Raw genomic sequence first — 17,252 nt, forward strand, 5'->3', positions numbered from 1 at the left:
CCGAATATAGCGAGAATTATAGAATCAGCAAAAATCAACGAATCCCGGAGATGAAAGCCATTTTAATATGCGTTCGACTCAATTGCTAAATCCACTTTTTCTTTTTGAAATACCAAAAGAGAATAACCACAATACTGATCATGATGCCCCATAGCACGAAATAGGCGTACTTCCAGTGAAGTTCAGGCATGTTTTCGAAATTCATTCCGTAAACACCTACCAGGAATGTGAGCGGGATGAAGATGGTAGCAATAATGGTGAGCACCTGCATCACTTTGTTCATCCGATAACTGATGCTTGACAGATACAAATCTTTCAGCCCGGAAACAACTTCCCGGTAGGACTCAATGGTTTCGATAATTTGAACGATGTGCTCGTAAATGTCGGTGAAATATTTGCGGGTTTTGTCTTCAATTAAATCAATATCATCGTTTTCCAGCTTTCGCATCGATTCGCGAATCGGATAGGTTATTTTCCTGAGCTGTAGTAAATCGCTCTTGATGCGATGAATTTCCTGCAGGGCATCTTCTCCCGGGTGGTTAAAAATTCGCTCTTCCAGTTTTTCCAACTGGTTCCCGATATTCTCAATAATGGTGAAATAGTTGTCGACGATTACATCGGTCAACGAATAAAACAGGTAATCAGCTCCACGCGAACGGATGCTTCCTTTGGAAGACGAAAGGCGGTTGATGATCGGTTCAAAAATATTGTCGGGCTTTTCCCTAAAACTGATAACATAATTTTTGCCGAGAATGAGACTGACCTGGTCAGTTGTTAGGTTGTCAGTTTGTTCTTCGTATTGAAGCATTTTCAAACTCAGCATCACATACTCATCTTCATCTTCTACTTTCGGACGCAAATCTGTATTCAGGATGTCTTCCATCAAAAGAGGATGTATCTCATAATGGCTACCCAATTTTTCCATCAGTTCCACATCGTGCAGCTGGTCGATGTTAATCCAACTAACCGGATTGGTCTCTTTCCGCATCAATGCATCTTGCAGGGTAGCTTTGGTATTTACTTCATACTTCGAAGCGTCATAATCGATGATGGTTAGTTCGGGGGCTTCTTCGTGTTTGTCACCAATAAAAACCATGCTGCCAGGTGGAAGACCGGCTTTTTGAGAGACTTTCTTTTTTCGGGTATTGCGCTTTTTGATGTGTGGATTTTTCATACCTGTTGGCTCTTAAACTTTTGTCGATGTCAGAAACAATAAATTATCGAAGTGGTTTAACTGCTTATGACTGCAAGTATGTAGTTTGGATGTGCTTGCTTTTGCAGTTTCCGATTTATTATTCACCTAAATTAAGCAAAACATTTGGTATGACTATCATGATACTGAGGGCGGAGGACTGGCAATTTTATCTCAATGCAGCTATTTTATTTTGCTGTAATCAGTCTACATAAGCCTGAGCTCTTGTATTGTTATGCTAAATTTTTTAACTTTTGGTTCAATAGTTTCTAAACCTAACAACCCTCTTCCTTATTTGATTTGTTTAATTGAGTAGTTGAAACTTGACCAAACGAATGCTAATAATGAAAGAATTTTGCCCGGAATTAAAGCAAATCAGGAAGCTGGTTTTTAGCAATGAACTATTTGTTTGCGCCACAGGAACTCCAGAATGTAAATTATTAATTTTCTATTGACTGTGCTTGTTTTCAATTGTTTGTCATGAAAAATGCAAATGTGAAAACATGTACGTGTTTTGTTTGACTAAAACTGGACTTTAACCTAAAACTGCAATGAGGTCTGATATGATCAGCTCTCATAACCAAAGGCTGCTTGTTGGCTTGAATCCTTTTCCGGAAGCTAACTTTGATAGCGACAAGTTGAAGAAGATGAACGTTTCGTCAAAGCAGTCGAATAATTGTTTGTGAAATTAGCCTAACAGATGTTCCTATGCTTGATAGAATTATTGAATTTTCCATCAGAAATAAGTTGGTCATCGGATTATTGACCCTTGCTCTGATTGGATTGGGGATTTACAACTTTACCAAATTACCCATAGACGCCGTTCCTGACATCACCAATAATCAGGTGCAGGTAACAACGGTTTCTCCCTCATTGGCACCCCAGGAGGTTGAGCAGTTTATCACGTTCCCCATCGAGGTAGTGATGGCCAATATTCAGGGTGTGAAGGAGATTCGTTCCATTTCGCGTTTTGGCCTTTCGGTGGTAACCATCGTATTCGAAGATCGAATCAATACGCACATTGCCCGCCAGATGGTGAGTGAGCAAATCAAAAGGGCCGAACAGGATATTCCTACCGGATATGGCACCCCGGAGATGATGCCCATTACCACCGGACTCGGTGAGATATTTCAGTATGTTTTGGTTCCTGATAAAGGGTATGAGAAGGCATTTGATCCGATGAAAATCCGTACAGTTCAGGATTGGATCGTGAAACGGCAACTGGCCGGAATCCCTGGAATCGTTGAAATCAGCAGTTTTGGTGGTGAGGTAAAACAGTATGAGGTCGCCGTGAAGCCTCGCGATTTGGTAGGAATGAATGTAACCATCACCGAGATTTACAACGCGCTGGTGCGGAATAACGAAAATACAGGTGGAAGTTATATCGAGAAGGGACCGCACCGGTATTACATCCGTGCCGAGGGGCTGGTGCGCGACGAGAAAGACATAGGCAACATTCTTATCAAGAATGTTAATGGTTATCCGCTGTTTATTAGGGATGTGGCTGTCGTAAAACTTTCATCACCTCCGCGCTTTGGCGCAATGACTAAAGATGGTAAGGGAGAAACAGTCGGTGGTATCACTTTAATGCTCAAAGGAGCCAACACTTCCCAGGTAATCAAAGAGGTTCGGAAACGAATAACCCAGGTTCAGAAAAGCCTTCCCGAAGGATTGAAAATCGAGCCATATCTCGACCGTTCGCAATTTATTGCCAAAACGATTGATACCGTCAAGCAAAATCTGTTGGAAGGAGGTATCATCGTCATATTCATTCTGATTTTATTGCTTGGAAATTACCGTTCCGGACTTATCGTGGCGTCGGTTATCCCACTTTCCATGTTGTTTGCGTTCATTATGATGAACATTTTCGGGGTGACAGCCAACCTGATGAGCCTGGGGGCCATCGACTTTGGTCTCATTGTCGACGGTGCCGTTATTGTGGTAGAAGGAATTGTCTACTTACTACATCAGCGATTTAACGGCAAAATACTCAAGGCCGCCGAAATGGACGACACTGTTTCGACGGCCACGCACCGGGTTGGACGTTCAGCTGCTTTTGGCGTTTTCATTATTCTGATTGTTTACCTGCCGATTCTTGCTTTTACCGGCATTGAAGGAAAGAACTTTAAGCCGATGGCGCAAACGGTCAGTTTTGCATTGCTGGGAGCATTGATATTGTCGTTGACTTATGTGCCGATGATTAGCGCTGTTTTTCTTTCCCGGAAGGTTAAAGAAGAACATAGCCTGGCCGACCGGATCATTGATTTTTTGAACCGTTCACATCAGCCGGTATTGAAATGGGCGTTGAGACACAAAGTGATGGTTTTGTTGGTAACCATCGTTTTGTTTGTGGCAACCATGTTCTCATTTTCACAGTTAGGGGGTGAATTTATGCCTACACTGGAAGAGGGCGATTTGGCCTGCCAGATGACCATTGCGCCGGGGGCTTCACTGGGACAAAGCATCAAAACTACTACGCAGGTTGAAAAGATTCTTCTGAATCAATTTCCGGAGGTGAAAACCGTAGTATCGAAAATTGGAACAGCAGAGATTCCAACTGACCCGATGGCGGTAGAAGATGCCGATATCATGATCATTTTAAAGGACAAGAAGGAATGGGTGAGTGCCGATAATCGGGAAGAATTGGTGGCCAAAATGAAGAAAGCACTGGATGTAATTCCCGGAGCCTCATTCGATTTTTCTCAACCCATTCAGTTGCGATTTAATGAGTTGATGACCGGTGTAAAAGCAGATGTGGCTGTGAAAATCTACGGAGATGACATGAATCTGCTTTTCGAGAAAGCAAACGAAGCTGCGACGATAATTCAGAATGTGCAGGGAGCCGGCGACGTACGTGTGGAACAAGTAACCGGGCTTCCGCAAATGATGGTTCGTTTTGATCGGGATAAACTGGCCCGTTACAGCCTCGATATTACTGATGTGAATAATGTCATACGGACTGCATTTGCGGGCGAAAAAGCCGGTTTGGTATTTGAAGGTGAGCGAAGATTTGATCTGGTTATTCGTTTGGACGAAGCTTACCGAAAAGATATCAGGGCTTTGGAGCGTTTGCGGATTAATAAGCCGGGGGGCGAATTAATTCTGCTTAGTCAGGTCGCAACCGTAACCATGGAGAACGGCCCGATGCAAATTAGTCGTGACAACACTCATCGCCGGATTGTAATTGGTATCAATGTCCGGAACCGCGATGTGGAGTCGTTTGTCAACGAAATTAATAACAAACTGCAGGCCGGAGTTAAGTTGCCGCCGGGTTATTATTTCAGCTACGGTGGTCAGTTCGAAAACCTGCAATCGGCAAAGAAGAGTTCATCGATTGCTGTGCCGGTCGCACTGGTGCTGATTTTCATCCTGCTTTATTTTGCTTTTAGCTCATTGAAACAGGCAACTCTGATTTTCACAGCCATTCCGCTGGCGATTATGGGAGGTGTTTGGACTTTGTTCCTTCGTGGAATGCCTTTTAGTATTTCGGCTGGTGTCGGTTTCATTGCCCTGTTCGGAATTGTGGTGTTGAACGGTATCGTTTTGATATCCTACTACAACCAATTGGAACAGGAAGGCGTAACCGATATTTATGAGCGTGTACTGAAAGGAACGAGTATGCGTTTGCGTCCGGTATTGCTGACGGCTTCAACTGATGCATTGGGTTTCTTACCGATGGCGGTTTCTACAGCTGCGGGGGCCGAGGTTCAAAGGCCGCTGGCTACCGTTGTAATCGGAGGTTTGATCACCTCCACATTCCTGACATTGGTGATTCTTCCGGTTATTTATTACCTGTTTCATTCAGGCGAGTGGAAGAAGCTTTTAAAACGGAAAAAGAAACCGGTGGTTACGGTTGTTCTGCTGCTCTTACTTTTCCCGGTAGGTAAAAGCTGGGCACAGGAGCCGACCCAAACGGTTACGCTGGACCAGGCAGTGGAGATGGCGCTGAATAATAACCTTTCGGTGAAAGCGCAGTCGATGATGGTGAAACGGGCGCAAGCGATGAAGAAATCATCTTTTTCACTGGATCCGGTTATGCTTCAGTATGACAAGGGAAAGATAAATACCAATTATAACGACTACAATTTTCAGGTGCGGCAACGCTTTGAATTTCCAACGATGTACGGGGCCAATGCCCGCCTGGCAAACGAAAATATCCGTCAAAGTGAACTAGCGCTCGGAAGAGAAAAATCGATGCTGACAACGCAGGTGAAGATGCTATACTCTCGCAGCCAGATTGCGGGAGAGAAACTTCGGTTGCTTCGCCGACGTGACAGCTTGTTTGGAGCGCTTGAAAAAGCTGCTGACAGGCAATTGAAAAGTGGCGCCATTGGCCTCAGCGAGTATAACCTGTTAAAAGCCGAAGCATTGCGGTACAGGCAAGAGTTGTTGGCCGTCGAAACAAATTTTGAAACACAGCTGGGACAGTTGCAGGTCTTGTTGTACTCCGAAGAACGGATTTTGCCTGTAACTGCTGAATTGGAGCATTTTCAGCCTGTTGGTCTGTTGCCCGATACGGCTTCGACATCATGGGAGTATCGCATGATGTTGCAGAATGTGTCCTTGAAAAATGCGGAAGTCAAGGTTGCCGGGAACAACTGGGCTCCGGCTTTCTCTGTCGGGTATTTCGATCAGAGTTTCGATGGAAACAAAGGATATGACGGCTGGAGTGTCGGCCTCGAGATTCCTATCTGGTTTTGGTCGCAAACGTCGAAGACCAAAGCACTGAAGCTGGAGCGTGAGTCACTGACGTATCAGGCAGCCCAGCAACAGCAACAAGACTGGGCGCTTCAAAAGCAGCTGATTATGCAATTGCAGCAGCTGTCCAAAAGCGTGAATATGTATGAATCAGAGATTGTTCCCCGAGCCCGGGAACTGCTGAAAGCTGCTGTCAAGAGTCGGGAGTTGGGGCAAACCGATTATGTCGGATTTTCTAAAATGGCTGGCGAAGCTTTTCTGTCGCATTTCAATTATCTCAATATCCTTCAGCAATACAATGAGACGGTTTTACAATTGAATTTAGTAATGGGTTCCCCGGAAACAAAATAGCCATGAGAAATCAACTTTTTATCATCCTTGCCACAGTCGTGCTGATTTTTACAGCCTGTGGCCGAAATAAAAACGGTAACAACAAGGAAGCCGGCGCTTCCGGACAGTTGCAGTTGAGTCGTGAACAGATTGCCCATACCAATATAACGTTTGGTCAGCCGATGGAGAAAAATATGTCGGACGTGATTCCGGCCAGGGGAATGGTGGCGTTACCCCCAGATGGACTGGCACGAATCAATTCCTTTTCATCGGGCAGTGTGAAACGCATTCATGTAAAAATGGGGCAGAAAGTCAAGCGTGGACAGGTGTTGGCTATGCTGACCGGCCCGGAGTTGATCACGATGCAGGAGAATTACCTGAAAAGTGTTTACTCCCTGGAGATGCTGGAAAAAGAATATCAGCGTCTGCAGCAACTGGAAGTCGATAATATTTCTTCGCGGAAGCAGTTGGAACAAGCGAAAGCTTCTTATCTGTCGGAAAAGGCAACCGCGCAATCGCTGCACGAGCGTTTGCGTTTGTTACGCATTGAGCCTGAGAAATTGATGAATGATGGTATTCAGAGTGAAATCCCGGTTGTTAGTCCGATTGATGGGATAATCAATCAAATTAATTTCTCTGTCGGGCAAATCCTTTCACCCGATCAGATGCTATTCGAAGTGTTGGATTTAAGCCGGTTGGTGTTGAAGATTTCGGTTTTGGAGAAGGATATTCCCCAAATCTCAGTGGGACAGAATGTCATGTTCATTCCTTCTAATTTGGGCGATAAGCCTTATGCTGCAAAGGTGACGGCAATTGGTGGGATGGTCGAACAAACAGCCAAAGTGGTAAACGTAATACTCCAACCTGTTGAGTTGCCGGATAAACTTTTGCCGGGCATGTTTGTCGCTGCCATGATTCGGGTGGACGCTCATATGGCAAAATGTGTTCCGGAGGCTGCTTTGATTTATGACGAAAACAACAATTCAATACTGTTCTATACTGAAGATGATCCGGAAAAGTCAGGGAGTGTTACTTTCGGGCACATTCAGGTTGAACCGGGATATCGGAATAATGGTTTCGTCGAGGTTGCCGGTCTTGAACAATTACCTGCTAATGCCCACGTTGTTTTCGACGGTGGGTATTATCTCTATTCAGAACTGTTAAAAATGCAGGAATAAAAAGCTGAAAATCTTCTGTTTTTAATGTCCCTAAGAATTTTTGTTAAAAAAAATAATTGTCATTAGCATTAAAAATACCCGGGAGAGTTGATTTCCCGGGTATTATTTTGTTATTTTGGGATGATTTAGAGCGCATTGAGGCATTTAAAGGCTGAACATATTTGGCATGATAAATGTATTAATGTAGATATGTAAAACAATATTGGAAGCGATTGAGACGTTTCTGAATGAGAAAGTAAGATATTAAGTTCGAAGTATTATGAAGAAAATTTTTGTGTTAGTTGCGTTGGTTGCCTTTATGGCTCAGGGAGTGATGGCAGCAGTACCTGGTAACGGGAAGGGTGACGCAGATGTTCAGCCAGTCAAGCTGACCAAAGCCATGTTCCTGGAGAAGGTGATGAACTATGAGAAAAATCCGAATGAATGGAAATACGAAGGAAGCAAACCTTGCATCATCGATTTTTACGCCGATTGGTGTGGACCGTGTAAGCAAGCTTCTCCTATTCTGGATGAACTGGCAAAGAAATATGCCGGTAAAGTACAGTTTTACAAAGTCGATACCCAGGTAGAACAGGAGTTGGCTGCTGTATTTGGTATCCGTGGTATTCCTGCATTTTTGTGGGTCCCGATGGATGGTAAACCGACCATGACGAGCGGGATTGCTCGCAGCAAAGAGGAAACCAAGGCTATGTTCGAGAAATTGATTAACCAGATTTTATTGGGAAATAAACCAGCTGAGTAACTGAACAGCATATAACGATTAAAGAAAGAGGCTTTCCAGATGCGGAAAGCCTCTTTTTGTTTCATATGTATGCTTTTTCAAATTTCCATGACGAGAATGGTATCGTAAGGTTTTCTTTTGTTTTGCGGAATACTGAGCGTTGTTCCGAATTTGTTCTGCTGAAAGTTTACCGGCGTGTTGTCATCGAAGAAATAGACTTTTTTCACCTTCTTACCAAAATCCGGGAGCAGGAGGTTAGTATCCTGCATATCGAGAATATGTACAAAAACCTTGTTGTCTTTCACGGTAGTTACACCCCAGCTATGTGGCGAAACAGGACCTCCCCGGGTTCCGTATATCGTTGTGCTGTACCGGTCCATCCATTTCCCGATTTCCCCAAGTGTTTTCACGAATTCCGGTTGTATTTTCCCGTTAGGCATCGGGCCTACATTTAATAGGAAGTTGGAATTGTATCCGGCAGCTTTTACCAGGTAATGAACGAGGTCTTTCGTTGATTTGTAATTATTGTCCTGTAGGTTGAACCCCCATGAATGATTCATCGTTTCGCATGTTTCCAATGGCAATTGTCCAATTTCCGACTCGCCGCTAAAACCGGTTGTGTTGTGGCCGGGCAAATCTTTTTCGAACATCTGGAAATCTTCTCCCGGTTTCGGCGCCTGATGATGATTACTACCAATGAGACATGACGGTTGTAGTTTGTGAATGAGGCTGTATGTTTTATTTAGCCGCCAGTCAGCATCCTGTTTATCCCACCAGCCATCGAACCAAATACCGGCAATGTCACCGTAATTGGACAGCAATTCGGTCAACTGACCGTCCATGTAATCGAGGTAAGCATACCAATCGCCTTTTTCCGGCCGACCGGAATAATGACCGGTATTTCCCCTGGGGTAATAGTTATTTTGGTACCAGTCGAGCTGGGAATAGTAGAAGAAAAGTTTAATGCCCTGTTTGTGGCATTCATCCGCCAGTTGCTTTAGTACATCTTTTCCGTATGGTGTTCGGTCGACGATGTTCCAATCGGTCAGCTTCGTGTCCCACATGCAGAATCCATCGTGGTGCTTGGACGTGATCGTGATGTACTTCATCCCGGCTTCTTTGGCTATTCTTACCCATTCGGCAGCATCGAAGGCGATGGGATTGAAAAAAGCCGGAAGCTTTTCGTACGTCTTCTTATCGATATGCTGGTTGTTCATCACCCATTCGCCGTCACCCAACACGGAATAAACGCCCCAATGGATGAACATTCCGAATTTGGCATTCTGGAACCATTGACGGGCTTCCAGGTTGCCGGGCGTGGGTTGATAATCTTTTTGTGCCATAACGAATGACGAAAACAATGAGAGCAGAACAACGCCTGCCATTTTTCTGAAATGCATGGTGTATTGGTTTAGTTATGATGAGACTAAGTTAGTCGAAACTTTCCGGAAATGCTGTGAGAATATCAGAGCTCTCCGCGAAGTCCGAGTGCATCGGCTTCTTTTTGCATTCCGGCAATGGTTTCGGCCATCAGTTCTTCCAATGGCATGCCCAGCATTTCGGCTCCCTGCATGATGACTTCGCGGTTGGCGCCGGCAGCAAACGATTTGGTTTTCCACTTTTTCTTTACCGATTTGACGGTCAGGTCGAGAATGCTGCGTGATGGGCGAACATAAACTGCGGCGGTAATCAGTCCGGTCAGTTCGTCGGTGGCGTACAGCACTTTTTCCATGGGGAGTTCCGGTTTATCATCGGTGCACATTCCCCAGGCATGGCTCATGATGGCTCGAATGTAATCTTCCGGCCATTCGTGTTCTTCCAGAATTTGGCGCGTCATGGTGCAATGTTGCTCCGGATATTTTTCGTAGTCCAAATCGTGGACTAAGCCAATGATGCCCCATTTTTCCTGGTCTTCACCCATCTTTTCGGCAAAATGTTTCATCACGGCTTCTACGGCCATTCCGTGCCGGACCAGGCTGTCCGAATCGTTATACTGCTTCAGCAACTCCATTGCTTCTTCGCGTGTAGGTATTTTCGACATCTGCTTTTATTTTTTTGATCAGCTTTAAATTTAACAAGAGATTATCGTTCACCCAAGATTCGATACAGTTTTTCCGATTAGTGATTTTTCACCAAAAAAAGGGTGGGGGAATATCAGCTTTTTCCCTGTAAAGAGACTGTTTAGAAACAGATGAAAATCCTTTACGGGAAAGGTGAATCAGCTAATTTAGCATTTCATGACGCACATCGATTTACAGGCTATACTGAGCGAAATTGCCAGCGAGGTAGAACCGTTTTATGGCAAGGGCAACGTCGCCGATTATATTCCGGCTTTGGCCAAAGTTCCCGCCCGGCAGTTTGGTATGTCGGTTTCGCTGTTGAACGGCCAGGAATATGTTATTGGTGACGCAGATGTGCCGTTTTCTATTCAGAGTATCTCCAAGGTATTTACGCTGGTCATGGCTTTTCGCGAAAAAGGCGATGAGGTATGGAAACGGGTCGGACGTGAGCCTTCCGGGACACCGTTTAACTCGCTTACCCAGCTGGAAACTACAGGCGGTTATCCCCGTAATCCGTTCATCAATGCCGGAGCACACGTGGTTTCGGATATGTTGATGGATTTTCTGCCCAATCCACGCCAGTCGCTGCTCGGGTTTGTGCGCATGCTAACGCTGAATGACGCGATTGATTACGATGCCGAAGTAGCCGAATCGGAACGGATTCACGGTGACCGGAACCGGGCTTTGGCCTACTACATGAAGAGCTTTGGCAATATTCATCATGAAGTGGATCAGCTGCTGGACATTTATTTTCACCAGTGTGCGCTATCGATGAGTTGCCGCGACCTTTCGCGCAGCCTGCTGTTTTTGGCCAATCATGGTATTGTTCCTCACTCCGGAGAACAGATCCTGAACGAAAGTCGCTCCAAACGTTTGGCATCCTTAATGCTCACCTGCGGTTTGTACGACGAGGCCGGAGAGTTTGCTTTTCGCGTTGGTCTTCCTGGTAAAAGTGGTGTAGGCGGCGGAATTGTTGGGATCATTCCCGGGTTACTGAGTGTTGCCGTCTGGAGCCCCGAACTGGATGTGTCGGGCAATTCGGTGCTGGCCATGGAGGCGCTGGAACGTTTTACGACCAAACTGGGCATCTCTGTTTTTTAAGCAAGTAACTTCGAAGCTCGTTTGCACAAGGCGGAAGCTCTACCGGCGAAGTCCGAAGCTCATTTGCTCAAGGCGGAAGCTCAACCGGCGAAGTTCGAAGCTCATTTGCTCAAGGCGGAAGCTCTACCGACTAAGTTCAAAGCTCATTTGATCGAGGCGGAAGCTCTACCGACTAAGTTCAAAGCTCATTTGATCGAGGCGGAAGCTCAACCAACCAAGTTCGAAGGTCATTTGATCAGGTTCGAAACTTACCCCTGCTACACCTAAGCTAAGGTATCCCCAATAGTTGGTGATTGGCCCTGGTATTTTCATGGTAAAAATTCCTTACTTTCGTTATAAAATATCATTTCCATGGGTATTCAACGTAAAGATTTTCTGGTGCGCCAGTTTGAAGAGCTTGGCCGGGTGATTGCTGCTTTGCTGGGATTTCGCGATAAAGGCGAAAGCGAAAGAGCACTGCATTACGCGACCGACTCCTTGAAAGGCATGCTGGATAATGATCCGGATTATTATCTCTCTTTTTCAGACAATGAATTCCGAAAGAATCTTCAGGAGCTGTGGAAGCCCGGTATTGCCGGAATGGAAATCCTGTCGGAAATGTTATATCAGCTTGGCTGGATTTATGATGATTTGGGAAAACCGGACGTTGCCTCCAATTGTTTCCGAAAAGTGAAGATTACCTGGGAAGTGCTGGCAGAAGAGCAGGGAACGTTCAATATGGAGCGTAACATGAAGCAGGAAGTGCTGGACAAATATATCTCGAATCATGCCTAGAGCGAAGTAGCTCACCTCGGCTGAGAAGGTTGTAGTTTTAAAAAAAAGATTCCTATGCCACTAAATATCAGAAAGAATTACCGCGAGCGAAAAATCAGGGAAGCCTGGCAGTTGTATCACGATGGTAAACGCGAGGAGGCTTTCAGTAAAGTTCGTTTGTTGCTCAAATCGACCAACAAAGAAGTTCGGCTGGAAGCTTTGCAGATTGCCGGGATGGCGATGTATAAACTGAAGCGGTTTGATCAGGCTATCAACTATTTTCAAAAAGCCTGTAAGCTGGCCAATGCCCGTCACGACTGGTTCAACCTGGCCATGGCCTACGCCAAATCCAAACATGTATTGGAAGCAGAGGCTGCCTTTAATATGATTAACGGAGCGTCGACTAAACATTCATACCAGTATGCCATCTCGCAGCCGCAGATGTTGTATCAGTATTTCCGCGTATTGCGTGATTCGGGGTTTACGCGTGAAGCTTTTGGTCGAATTAATGAACTAAAAGCGATGTATTGTGCATTGTATAAGTCAGAAGAGGATTACCTGGCTTCCAAAGGAATGCCCGGACTTTCGTTGATGATGCGGGAAGCTCTCCCTGTCCTGCAATCACTGGCGGCTGAAAGAGACATGGTTTCCTGGCTGGAGGATTTCGGGAAAAGAATAAAAGAACCTGGTAGTCAGGTTTTGAAGGATTACGTGACGCTGTTGGACGTATAGTTTTTTCTGTCTGCTGGTATCAAAAAATAATTCAGTGAAAACGATTATCGGAATTATGGGACCCGGCGAATCGGCCGGAAAAGAGGTCTGTGCTTTCGCAGAAGCAACCGGTGCGGCTCTAGCTAAAGCTGGTTACGTTGTATTGTCAGGTGGCCGGGCGGAAGGAGTCATGCAAGCCGCAATGAAAGGCGCTGCCAAAGCTGGCGGATTAACCGTTGGTATCCTTCCGGGAAGTGATAAAAAGGGAATGTCTGAATATGTCGAAATTCCGGTTTTTACCGGCATCGGTCACGCTCGGAATGCTGTTAACGTGCTTTCGTCGGAGGTGGTTGTTGCTATCGGACTAGGCCCCGGAACATCGTCGGAAGTGAGCATGGCTATCAAAATGAAAAAGCCCGTCATTCTCGCATGCATGGATGAGCCGGACGTGCAGTTTTTTAGTCGTTTAGGAGAAGTGGTTGCAGCCGGCACGCCGGAAGATATCGTAACTTTTATCAGGTATAAGTGCAACCAAAATGCTCATATTTAATATTGTTCCAAGTAAAAATTATTCTATCTTCGGAGCCGGATAAATAAATATGGGCGACCTAACCTCGTGTTCCCGTTTGGGGGAGGATTAGGTGAAAAAATCCATTCCGGACCTAACCGAGTATATGGGGCTGTGCACACCTGCAGCCCCACTACTTACACGTCTTTCTTTCCATTTTTGATTCTGTTCCCTTTTTTCAATAAATAATAGCCGGTTGCCAGAGACAGAATAATAAAGCCAATTCCCAGCATGGTTAGGCCTTTTGTGTCTGAGTAATCGAGCAACACGACTTTTCGGGCAACCGCAATGATAGCTACGAGCAGGATAATCTCGGCGTGGAAAATATTGTCTTTCAGGTAAACTTTCACTGTTTCAAATAATTCCAGTCCAATCAGGATGCTGAAAAATAAGCCAAAAACTGAATCGAGATGGTTGATGTCGAAAGCGATAGCATTCTCATGTGGTTCAATGAAAATTACTTTGAAAATCAGGACAGCGAACTCGAATACCGAGACGATGACGACGATTCCGAGAAGAAGAAGCATCGCCCAGATGACAAACCGTTCAAATTTTTCAATCAGTTGATTCATATTCAGTTTGTTTTCAGATGGGGTAGACATCGTTCACACAACAATTTTGGATAATTGGTAACTACATCGTTAAAGATAATGTTTTTAAACTGAGCTTTTTCTCCCTAAATATAGGTTTATACAACCTGTTCGGTAAAAAACACGCCCAATCCACAGGTGAAGAGCCATACGCCGTAAAGAGAATGTTCAATAATGCTGGCGACCAGTGATTTGGTTTCAATGTATCGTTTGGTGAAGAGAATGCCGCCGATAAACGTGAGAACAACGGCCAACCAGTTGTGAAAGATGATGTGGCCAAAGGCAAACATGGTGGCACTGGCCAGAATAATGGTGCTGTTGCTTTGAAACAGTTTCCGGTAGCGGTGAACAAAGAAAGCGCGGAAAGCAATATTTTGCGGAATGACAGAGAAAAGCGGGTAGGACACGAGTAGCCCTAACCAGAGCCACGGGTGATTTCTCGGTAGGTAAAACAGGTGATCCGGTTCCCAGAAATAGACGACCAACGTCATGAGTAATGCCACCGGAACAAAGTAGAGAAGGATGCGTCCGATAGACTTTCTGGCTTTTCCCCAGTTCCATAGTCGCTTAAGACGAAAAGATGGATCGCGGATGAGTTGAATCATAAAAATAATTGCTCCCAGAAGAAGTATAGGGAAAAAGGAGACGTCGATGACCTTTGTAAACAACAAAATCGGAACAATCAAAAAAATTACCAGGAACTCTGTTATCCTGAGAATGCGTTTGCGGTAAAATGAAATGAATCCTCTCATAAGTGAATATTGTAACGTGGATTATTGAAGGGGGTACTATTATATACGTTACAATGAGAGATATAGTTCAAAATAAACTGAAATTTCCGGATTTGGACATTCGTTTTTTTTCCTGTCAAAATTGTTCAGGACCAGAAAAGTCCTTTAAAGAACAGGAAAAACATCGTGCCTGAAATCAGAATTTTGATGAAAGTGGCTACCAGGAATCCGATGAACGAACCAAATCCTGCCCGAAACATTTCTTTGGAGCGCTTTCCTGCGTACATTTCGCCGACGATGGCTCCGGCAAATGGACCGAGAATGAAGCCGATTGGTGGGAAAAATAGTCCAACGAACAGTCCGATGATGCTGCCCCAGACTCCGTATTTACTACCGCCGAATCGTTTGGTTCCCCAGATAGGAATCACATAGTCGAGAATGGTAACCACCAGGGCAACAATTCCCCAGATGATGAAAAACCGAGTGGAAAAGGTTACCCTGTCGGAAAAACTGAGGACAACCAGGCCCAGATAGGAAAGGGTGGGACCGGGTAATGCAGGCAGAATGCAACCTATCAGGCCAACCAACATCAGGATGGCACTGATAGTGATAAGAACATAGTCCATTAATCGGGCGTATTAGTTCAGGGAATTGTAATAATTAACCAGCTTTATCAAATCCTCTTTGTCTTTGGGTGACAGTTTGTTGGATTTGTAATACTCTGCCACTTCTTTCTTGTGTTTCGGGAAAACTCCCAGCAAATTCTTTTTCTTGGTGACATGTTGAGCGGGAAAAGTGCCTACCTGAATATAAAAATCCTCCATAGGCCAGTCAAAACGGGCTGGTTTTGGATCAACGTAGGGTTTCTCCTTTTCTTTGTCGAAGAACTTGATGGTGTGCTGTGCCAGGAGTCTGACATTACCGTCGGCCAAAATCTCGAAGTATCCCTCTTTTGTTTTATTACCAGTGAACTGGTAACTGGTATATGTGAATGTTCGGTCACCAAATTCGGCTCTTTTTACGATACTCTTTGGAGAAAATGTCATTGGCTTTCCGTCCTTCTCAAACTGGAGTTCATCTTGGTATTGGTCATATCGCATCGGTACGTCAACGTATTTGTCTCCTTTGGTTGTGACGACGGTCCCCTTTACAAACTGGTCGTTTAGAAAGGGAGAGCCCTGAATGTCTTTCAATGAAAGATTCTGAAGACCGAAACGTTCTCCGTGTATCATTTTTGAAAAACGTACATCGTCGATAGTTTTCAATACTACGTTTTGTGATTTGCCAATCAGTGGTAATATAACAAGGAGTGCAATAATCAGTCGTTTTAATTGTTTCATGGATTTCAGGTTTGAGTTTGTTTTAATTGTCTGAAAATAGAAAAAATCGAAGGATTATGCATGGTTCTTTTGAAGTTTTCCCAAGCTCGGTTTTTCACTTTCGTTGAAGTTTTCAGCATGGAAAAATTTTTAAGTCTCAGTTGCAAATTTCATGCTAATCTATAAACTTTTTCACCCCCGTTACGTTACAGATAATGAGTACAGTAGTTTTTTCTATGGTTTGTTAAGTTAGGTTAGTTGGTTTAATTCTTGATTGATTTCCTTTGCGTTGGTGTTTTAAGGGTTACAACCCCGGTTCGATGGAACCGGGGTTTTTTTAAATTTGCATTCATATGAGTTCACATCATCATAGCCATCATCACCATGAGCAAGCTTCGGTTGATAATATGACCGGGAAGAAGCTTTTTTTGACGATTATTTTGAATTTTCTCATAACAGCTGCTCAGATTGTGGGAGGAATTCTTTCTAACAGTTTAGCGCTGATTTCGGACGCATTGCACAATTTGAGTGATGGTGTGGCTGTGTTGCTTGCGTGGATTGCTTACCGACTTGGAAAAAAGCCGGGTACTCCCCGTCAGACGTTTGGCTTTCGGCGAAGCGAAATATTGGCGGCGTTCATCAATTCAGTGGCCCTGATTGCGATTTCGGTTTACCTGATCGTGGAAGCAGCTCAGCGTTTTGCTGACACGACTCCTGTGGATGGTGGCATTATGTTGTGGCTCGGAATTATTGGATTGATAGCGAATACCATTTCAGTGCTTCTTCTGCAAAAAGACAAAGGAAGTAACATTAACGTTCGGGCTGCTTATTTGCATTTGTTAGGCGATGCGCTTACCTCGCTGGCTGTTATTATTGGTGCCATTGTGATTGAGGTTTGGCAGATTTACTGGATCGACCCGTTGGTGACAGTCATCATCAGTGTATATATTTTGTACCATACCATAGGGTTGCTGAAAGAGTCGACCTCCGTGCTGATGCAGTTTACGCCTTCGGAAGTTGATTTGGTGGAAGCAAAGCAGAAACTGGAAACGTTGCCGGAAATAAATAACGTGCATCATCTTCATTCCTGGGCGTTATCCGAAGGCAGTCTGTATTTTGAAGCGCATGTCAATCTGCAAAATGATCTTCCAACCAGCCAAACCATTGAAGTACGACATACAATCGAAGAACTGCTGCATCATGAATATGGCATCGAGCATGTCACATTGCAGTTTGAATACAACAGCCGTCACCATCCGGGAGTATTGGCAGGAGGAAATGGCTGTTGTTAGTTCTGGTT

General features: G+C 44.6%; 15 protein-coding genes. 8 read left to right on the forward strand and 7 right to left on the reverse strand.

Annotation, left to right across the window (positions count from 1 at the left end):
* Positions 1-85 precede the first annotated feature (85 nt).
* Positions 86-1,174 carry a magnesium/cobalt transporter CorA gene (corA, locus tag GJU87_RS04265; protein ID WP_153638366.1) on the reverse strand — a complete coding sequence of 363 codons (1,089 nt, stop codon included), beginning with the start codon at positions 1,172-1,174 and terminating at the stop codon, positions 86-88.
* Between the two features lie 726 nt (positions 1,175-1,900).
* On the opposite strand from corA, the gene GJU87_RS04270 reads away from it, so the two are divergent.
* The 3 genes from GJU87_RS04270 to GJU87_RS04280 all read left to right on the forward strand — a co-directional run bounded on the left by GJU87_RS04270 (position 1,901) and on the right by GJU87_RS04280 (position 8,140).
* Positions 1,901-6,241, forward strand: a complete 4,341-nt coding sequence (locus GJU87_RS04270) for a CusA/CzcA family heavy metal efflux RND transporter (protein ID WP_153638367.1) — start codon at positions 1,901-1,903, stop codon at positions 6,239-6,241.
* Positions 6,242-6,243: 2 nt separating this feature from the next.
* Positions 6,244-7,398 carry an efflux RND transporter periplasmic adaptor subunit gene (locus GJU87_RS04275; protein ID WP_153638368.1) on the forward strand — a complete coding sequence of 385 codons (1,155 nt, stop codon included), beginning with the start codon at positions 6,244-6,246 and terminating at the stop codon, positions 7,396-7,398.
* Between the two features lie 259 nt (positions 7,399-7,657).
* Positions 7,658-8,140, forward strand: coding sequence for a co-chaperone YbbN (locus GJU87_RS04280; protein ID WP_153638369.1), 483 nt, complete (start codon positions 7,658-7,660; stop codon positions 8,138-8,140).
* Between the two features lie 77 nt (positions 8,141-8,217).
* Here GJU87_RS04280 and GJU87_RS04285 read toward each other — a convergent pair whose 3' ends face one another.
* On the reverse strand, positions 8,218-9,519 hold the full coding sequence (locus GJU87_RS04285) for an alpha-L-fucosidase (RefSeq protein WP_228491858.1): 1,302 nt from the start codon (positions 9,517-9,519) through the stop codon (positions 8,218-8,220).
* A gap of 65 nt (positions 9,520-9,584) precedes the next feature.
* A complete protein-coding gene (locus GJU87_RS04290; RefSeq protein WP_153638370.1) occupies positions 9,585-10,160 on the reverse strand; it encodes an HDIG domain-containing metalloprotein in 576 nt (191 codons plus the stop codon).
* A gap of 196 nt (positions 10,161-10,356) precedes the next feature.
* Between GJU87_RS04290 and GJU87_RS04295 the strand changes: the two genes are divergently transcribed.
* The 4 genes from GJU87_RS04295 to GJU87_RS04310 all read left to right on the forward strand — a co-directional run bounded on the left by GJU87_RS04295 (position 10,357) and on the right by GJU87_RS04310 (position 13,294).
* Entirely contained in the window at positions 10,357-11,280 is a 924-nt protein-coding gene (locus GJU87_RS04295; RefSeq protein ID WP_228491859.1) for a glutaminase, read from the forward strand.
* A gap of 351 nt (positions 11,281-11,631) precedes the next feature.
* A complete protein-coding gene (locus GJU87_RS04300; RefSeq protein ID WP_153638371.1) occupies positions 11,632-12,054 on the forward strand; it encodes a hypothetical protein in 423 nt (140 codons plus the stop codon).
* Between the two features lie 54 nt (positions 12,055-12,108).
* Positions 12,109-12,765 (forward strand): tetratricopeptide repeat protein, encoded by a 657-nt coding sequence (locus GJU87_RS04305; RefSeq protein WP_153638372.1) that lies wholly within the window; start codon positions 12,109-12,111, stop codon positions 12,763-12,765.
* Between the two features lie 34 nt (positions 12,766-12,799).
* Complete coding sequence (locus GJU87_RS04310) at positions 12,800-13,294, forward strand: TIGR00725 family protein (protein ID WP_153638373.1); 495 nt, start codon at positions 12,800-12,802, stop codon at positions 13,292-13,294.
* A gap of 155 nt (positions 13,295-13,449) precedes the next feature.
* On the opposite strand, the gene GJU87_RS04315 is transcribed toward GJU87_RS04310, so the two are convergent.
* The 4 genes from GJU87_RS04315 to GJU87_RS04330 form a co-directional block, all read right to left on the reverse strand.
* Positions 13,450-13,884, reverse strand: coding sequence for a phosphate-starvation-inducible PsiE family protein (locus tag GJU87_RS04315; RefSeq protein ID WP_194831437.1), 435 nt, complete (start codon positions 13,882-13,884; stop codon positions 13,450-13,452).
* A 116-nt stretch (positions 13,885-14,000) separates the two neighbouring features.
* A complete protein-coding gene (locus GJU87_RS04320; RefSeq protein ID WP_153638375.1) occupies positions 14,001-14,654 on the reverse strand; it encodes a type II CAAX prenyl endopeptidase Rce1 family protein in 654 nt (217 codons plus the stop codon).
* A gap of 125 nt (positions 14,655-14,779) precedes the next feature.
* Positions 14,780-15,259 carry a DUF456 domain-containing protein gene (locus GJU87_RS04325; protein ID WP_153638376.1) on the reverse strand — a complete coding sequence of 160 codons (480 nt, stop codon included), beginning with the start codon at positions 15,257-15,259 and terminating at the stop codon, positions 14,780-14,782.
* 12 nt (positions 15,260-15,271) lie between these two features.
* Positions 15,272-15,973 carry a hypothetical protein gene (locus tag GJU87_RS04330; protein WP_153638377.1) on the reverse strand — a complete coding sequence of 234 codons (702 nt, stop codon included), beginning with the start codon at positions 15,971-15,973 and terminating at the stop codon, positions 15,272-15,274.
* A gap of 332 nt (positions 15,974-16,305) precedes the next feature.
* Between GJU87_RS04330 and GJU87_RS04335 the strand changes: the two genes are divergently transcribed.
* Positions 16,306-17,244: a cation diffusion facilitator family transporter gene (locus GJU87_RS04335; protein ID WP_228491860.1), complete on the forward strand. Its 939-nt coding sequence runs from the start codon at positions 16,306-16,308 to the stop codon at positions 17,242-17,244.
* The last annotated feature ends 8 nt before the right edge of the window (positions 17,245-17,252 follow it).

It is taken from the genome of Prolixibacter sp. NT017, assembly GCF_009617875.1.
Lineage (GTDB): Bacteria > Bacteroidota > Bacteroidia > Bacteroidales > Prolixibacteraceae > Prolixibacter.

Bases quoted from the DNA above. Each gene is read 5' to 3' on its own strand.
- corA (WP_153638366.1), bottom strand. From the start codon at position 1,174: ATGAAAAATCCACACATCAAAAAGCGCAATACCCGAAAAAAGAAAGTC.
- GJU87_RS04270 (WP_153638367.1), top strand. From the start codon at position 1,901: ATGCTTGATAGAATTATTGAATTTTCCATCAGAAATAAGTTGGTCATC.
- GJU87_RS04275 (WP_153638368.1), top strand. From the start codon at position 6,244: ATGAGAAATCAACTTTTTATCATCCTTGCCACAGTCGTGCTGATTTTT.
- GJU87_RS04280 (WP_153638369.1), top strand. From the start codon at position 7,658: ATGAAGAAAATTTTTGTGTTAGTTGCGTTGGTTGCCTTTATGGCTCAG.
- GJU87_RS04285 (WP_228491858.1), bottom strand. From the start codon at position 9,519: ATGCATTTCAGAAAAATGGCAGGCGTTGTTCTGCTCTCATTGTTTTCG.
- GJU87_RS04290 (WP_153638370.1), bottom strand. From the start codon at position 10,160: ATGTCGAAAATACCTACACGCGAAGAAGCAATGGAGTTGCTGAAGCAG.
- GJU87_RS04295 (WP_228491859.1), top strand. From the start codon at position 10,357: ATGACGCACATCGATTTACAGGCTATACTGAGCGAAATTGCCAGCGAG.
- GJU87_RS04300 (WP_153638371.1), top strand. From the start codon at position 11,632: ATGGGTATTCAACGTAAAGATTTTCTGGTGCGCCAGTTTGAAGAGCTT.
- GJU87_RS04305 (WP_153638372.1), top strand. From the start codon at position 12,109: ATGCCACTAAATATCAGAAAGAATTACCGCGAGCGAAAAATCAGGGAA.
- GJU87_RS04315 (WP_194831437.1), bottom strand. From the start codon at position 13,884: ATGAATCAACTGATTGAAAAATTTGAACGGTTTGTCATCTGGGCGATG.
- GJU87_RS04320 (WP_153638375.1), bottom strand. From the start codon at position 14,654: ATGAGAGGATTCATTTCATTTTACCGCAAACGCATTCTCAGGATAACA.
- GJU87_RS04325 (WP_153638376.1), bottom strand. From the start codon at position 15,259: ATGGACTATGTTCTTATCACTATCAGTGCCATCCTGATGTTGGTTGGC.
- GJU87_RS04330 (WP_153638377.1), bottom strand. From the start codon at position 15,973: ATGAAACAATTAAAACGACTGATTATTGCACTCCTTGTTATATTACCA.
- GJU87_RS04335 (WP_228491860.1), top strand. From the start codon at position 16,306: ATGAGTTCACATCATCATAGCCATCATCACCATGAGCAAGCTTCGGTT.